This window comes from Bradyrhizobium sp. 142 (assembly GCF_023074015.1).
Taxonomy (GTDB): Bacteria; Pseudomonadota; Alphaproteobacteria; order Rhizobiales; family Xanthobacteraceae; genus Bradyrhizobium.
On record NZ_JADPKQ010000506.1, the window covers coordinates 1 to 4,419 of the forward strand.

The following is a 4,419-nucleotide window of genomic DNA, read 5'->3' on the forward strand; positions in this document are numbered from 1 at the left end:
AACCCGGCGGCAGTATCCGTGGCATGACCATCTCGGCGGAACCGTCCACGCCTTCCGGCTCCGCTCCACCTCCACAACGAAGGCGACAGATCACGAGCTACAAAAGTACGACATCTTCACCCGCTACGGACAGGTACCAAAATGCGGTACCACAGGTGCGGTTAAGGACTGGCGGGGTGAGCCCATCGTCGACCCCTCCAGATCGGGGCCTCCGAGCCGCCTCTTCGCACGTCCACAACGGGTCATTTGCGTCGAGTCGGCCGCGCCTTTGCAAGGTCCGGTCTCACCTCGACAGCCGATGTGCGGGACCGCCATCGTGATGTTCGCCTTGGGCCAGGAGCGGACAAAGGACACTGCCTTCCAGACGTCACGTCTGCGCGTCCAAAGCCGGATTGAGCGTCACCGATACCTACTGTCATGAGCCCTCGAGTCGCCGAGCTCCCTTGGCGGTCGGTTGATTCAAGTGGCCTTTCCATGAGCAGACGTCCATACTCTCGGGCGACAGATCATCGGCCCTGGTCTGAGGGGAGCGGGATTTCGAAGCGCGCTATTTCATGATTGGGTGATGACATGCTGCAAGGCGCCTCCGTGCACAAGCCTGATGGCGCCGCGAGCGCGCTGTCACGCATCGGGAGGCGATTTGGGAGTTGGCCGGCAATCGTCTTTGCCTTGCTCTCGCTTTCCTTCGGATCGGCCATCATCGTTGTCAATCCGCCACTACGCGGGCCGGACGAGATATCGCATTTTCTGCGTATTTATTCGTACACACGAGGCGAGCTTCTGCCCGTCACCGAGATCAATGGCCGCAGGGGAATCTTTGTGGAGCCCGTGCTCTACCAACGGCTCCATTTCTTCAAGGACTCAGGGGAACGGTTCGCCAGGTATAGAGACGTGGGATTCCGCTACGGCCAGGTCATGGCCGAGTATCATAACATCATCGGCGCGAGAGATGATGGGGCCGCACAAACGCCTGTGTTCGCGCCGTTTGCCGGCACAGAGGGCTACAGTCCGGTCGCCTATGCTCCTTATATACTGGCGGCAGCTATCGGACGTCTGCTCAGCCTCGATTTACCCGAACTGCTGTTCCTGATGCGCTTCCTCGGCCTGGTCGTTTTCACGGCGGTAACTGCCTACGCCATCGCGGTCACTCCGGCCCTCCCATGGGCGTTCGTGTTGATCGCGATGCTGCCGGCGTCGCTCTATAACCGCGTTGTTCTTAGCGCGGACGGTGCGGCGCTCAGCTATGCGCTGGTGATCACCGCGCTCTGCTTCAGAGCCGCATTGAAGCCCTCTGGCGGGCGCGTCTGGGAGCGCTCGCTATGGATGACGCTATGTGTACTCGCCAAACAGCCGCAGATTGTTTTCGTACTGTTGGAGTTGATGTCAGGCCGGCTCAGGGAGCTCCTTGGCCGGTGGAAGAGCATTGCGATCGTGGTACTGCCGGGCGTTATCCTGTCGCCGCTGTGGGTGATCGGAGTCTCAGCGGATGTAGCGGCGTGGCGTGTCCGCGAGGGACACCACTATCCAGCAGAGCAGTTTGATCCGTTGTGGAAACTCGCTTATATGTGGGAGCATCCATTTCATTTCCCGCTGGCGACATGGACGGCTCTGCGCGAATGGGGCGCCCCGCTGTGGCCGGAACTCATTGGCATCCTGGGCTGGCAGGACATTGTGCTTCGGCCCTGGACTTATATCGTGCTCACGGCCCTCCTCCTGCTTGTCCCGCTGCAAAAACTGCCGCTGGGTGGAACGCGCGCGCGCGTGGCGATCGTGACAGGCTTTGCCGTCCTCAGCTACTTTGTGTTGGTTTATCTGATTTTTTTCCTCACCTACACGCCTGTCGCTTCGCCCCATGTCTTGGGCGTTCAAGGACGTTACTTCGTCATCGCCCTGCCCATGGCTGCGATCTTCATGGCCTCGCTGACCAACCTCGAATTACCGCGCGGCGTGCCCGCGCTGGTCGCGATTACTGGCTCAATGATTGCGGGAGTGACGTCCGTGGACGCGGTGCTGAAAGCGCACTGGTGATGTGGGCCAGGGGGCGGACATGTGCAGCGCTCGTCCGTTAGGTCCGGGTCATTCGCGACGCGGTCGGGCTGCCAGCAAGCCCGGCCATGTCCGCAATGCCACACAGGCTGACTCCCGCACCGAGTTGCCCTGGGTCGGCTTATCTCCTCAAGGCAGACATAGCGGCCCTGTAAGCGAAGGTCGGCGACGGGCCAACTCCGGACATGTCGCTGGACCGCCTAATTGATGCGATCTGCCAAGCACAGACAAATTCTGCTGTCGGCTTATAGGCGGCTATGCGACGATCATACTCGATAGCTCACGGGTTGGACGGCAACTCTCGAAGGTGGTGGAACGATGGGCAGTCATTCTGGTGCAATCCAAACCTATATTCGCGCTAAGGACGAAAATCGTCCGGATCTCATGCCTAGTGCTTTTACGCCGGACGCTAGTCTGGAAATGAGAGTTGAAACTGAGAACATCTCCTTCCCACCTGCGTCAAAAGGCATTGAAGAGATCACGAAAGTTCTCGTGAGAGATTTTGGACTAGCTTACGAGAATATCTACACCTTCTGCTTAGATAGGGCTCCCTCGGACGGTGAGACTGACTTTCGGTGCCGCTGGCTGGTAGGCATGTCGGTGAAAGAGACCAAGTCGATCAGGGTTGGTTGCGGCTATTACGACTGGCAATTCGGGGCCAGTGGCTTGGTGCAACATCTGACGATAACTATCGAAACCATGGTTATCTTATCGTCTAATCATCATGGACAGGTGATGAACTGGTTGTCGCAATTGCCTTATCCATGGTGTCCTGAAGGTGCCGCAGCAAAGGCGATGCCGTCCATTTCGGAATTAAGCGAAATCCGGCCGTTCCTAATGGCAACCGATGCGGAGCCAAGCTAGCTAGAGGTTTGCCAGTTAGAGATCATTTCCGCGTTGGGTCTTGGCCGCGGCAGCTTCCGTCCACGTGCATGCGCGAGTCTCCTACCCTTCGTGCACGAAACTGGCGAGTATAGCCCATATCGGGACATTTGTCAGTTGGGGCAAACGCCGCCCCCGGATAGCTCGCATCACCGTAGTCGACTAACGTGCTGGAAGCAGACGACACGGCGCTCTGAGCTAGGTCAGCGATGAGCATGAGGCGTATTTGATCACCCCGTGGGCGCGGACGGAGCGTTGCCGCCTACTTGTTTGCTACAATTCGGACTCCGCCGAGCTTGCGCTGTTGAATGAGGTCGACAAATCGAATGTAGGACTCGTGAAATGCGTCGTGTCCCTCTGGAGTTCCGGACTGCCTCGCTTCCTCGCGCAGCCGTTGGTACATCGCGAGCCGCTCTTTGAGGATCGGCCGCCATTCCTCGGTCAGGTCAGTGACCGAAAACACCTTCAGGCCAACGCCCTCGACCAAGTGCCGATAGTCCGGAATCGAACGGAGCGGCTGAATTGCCATGCCGTCCCACATCAGTTGCGCGTCCGCGGCTGCAAGCGGTTGATTGGCGACCCAATCTGTAAAAGCCAATCGGCCACCTGCCTTCAGAATGCGCCTGGCTTCTGCCAGTGCCCTTCTTACATCCGGGACGTGACAGAATGATTCCTGGCTGACGACGGCATCGACGCTCGCGTCGGCCAGTGGGGCGTTCATTACGTTGCCCTCAACAATCCGCGCCGTCTCCTGAAGGCCGACAAGCCTAGTCAGTTCTTGCGCGCCTGCAGCGCGCACAGGCGTAAATTCGACGCCGGTGACGTTGGCTCCGTATTTGTGAGCGAGATAGCGTACCGTCCCGCCAAGACCGGCGCAAAAGTCGACGACGGTCGTTCCGGGACCGATCTGCGCCTGTCGCGCCAGTTCGTCCGTGGCGCTGAGACCGCCATAGTGGTCCTGGTCATGCGCATACAGGTCTTCCGGGCGCAAGTTGTTGAGATGCCCGCGGCTTGTTCGCAGTTTGGCAACGATGATATCGTGCGAGATGGGGTGACGATTGTAGAAATAAAATAGTTGCGAGGAGGTGTCGTTCATGAAGCCTGCTCCGCAGTTGAGATATCGGCCGGATAATGACTCCGCTTTCGAAACCCCAAGCGCCAGATAAAAATATCCTTTCCGTGACCGCCCAGGCCACGCTCCGAAGATCATATATTTCAAGCGAGAACAATGCCAGGTGTGAAAGTGGAGGTTTCGCCGCCAAGCTGCTAGCTCATGTCATAATGGAATGGTCCGGCCGTGCTCCGGCCCTGCCAGCACGACAAGCTGGCAAGGGGCGCCCAAGACAGGAGCACGCCATGTCTCAGAAACTCAGCTCAGCGATCGCCGTGATGGGCATCGATATCGGCAAGAACTCGTTCCACATCGTGGGCCACGATCAGCGCGGCGCAATCGTGCTGCGGCAGAAGTGGTCACGCGGCCAGGTAGAAGCA

At 58.7% G+C, this 4,419-nt stretch carries 3 protein-coding genes and 1 pseudogene; 3 read left to right on the forward strand and 1 reads right to left on the reverse strand.

The genetic code is table 11. From position 1 onward, the window contains the following. The first annotated feature begins 570 nt into the window (after window positions 1–570). Together IVA82_RS45395 and IVA82_RS45400 are read left to right on the forward strand one after the other, a co-directional pair. Window positions 571–2,028 (forward strand): DUF2142 domain-containing protein, encoded by a 1,458-nt coding sequence (locus IVA82_RS45395; RefSeq protein WP_247388936.1) that lies wholly within the window; start codon window positions 571–573, stop codon window positions 2,026–2,028. Between the two features lie 336 nt (window positions 2,029–2,364). Beyond that, window positions 2,365–2,910 carry a hypothetical protein gene (locus IVA82_RS45400; protein WP_247388937.1) on the forward strand — a complete coding sequence of 182 codons (546 nt, stop codon included), beginning with the start codon at window positions 2,365–2,367 and terminating at the stop codon, window positions 2,908–2,910. Between the two features lie 280 nt (window positions 2,911–3,190). Here the strand turns inward: IVA82_RS45400 and IVA82_RS45405 are convergent, their stop codons facing one another. Further along, the gene (locus IVA82_RS45405) at window positions 3,191–4,024 is read right to left on the reverse strand and encodes a class I SAM-dependent methyltransferase (protein ID WP_247388938.1); all 834 of its coding nucleotides are present in this window, start codon (window positions 4,022–4,024) and stop codon (window positions 3,191–3,193) included. A gap of 260 nt (window positions 4,025–4,284) precedes the next feature. Here IVA82_RS45405 and IVA82_RS45410 point away from each other — a divergent pair. Further along, a pseudogene (locus tag IVA82_RS45410) lies at window positions 4,285–4,419 on the forward strand (IS110 family transposase); the annotation flags it as partial.

Excerpts from the sequence above, each read along its gene's own strand:
- IVA82_RS45395 (WP_247388936.1), top strand. The coding sequence starts at position 571 with ATGCTGCAAGGCGCCTCCGTGCACAAGCCTGATGGCGCCGCGAGCGCG.
- IVA82_RS45405 (WP_247388938.1), bottom strand. The coding sequence starts at position 4,024 with ATGAACGACACCTCCTCGCAACTATTTTATTTCTACAATCGTCACCCC.
- IVA82_RS45400 (WP_247388937.1), top strand. The coding sequence starts at position 2,365 with ATGGGCAGTCATTCTGGTGCAATCCAAACCTATATTCGCGCTAAGGAC.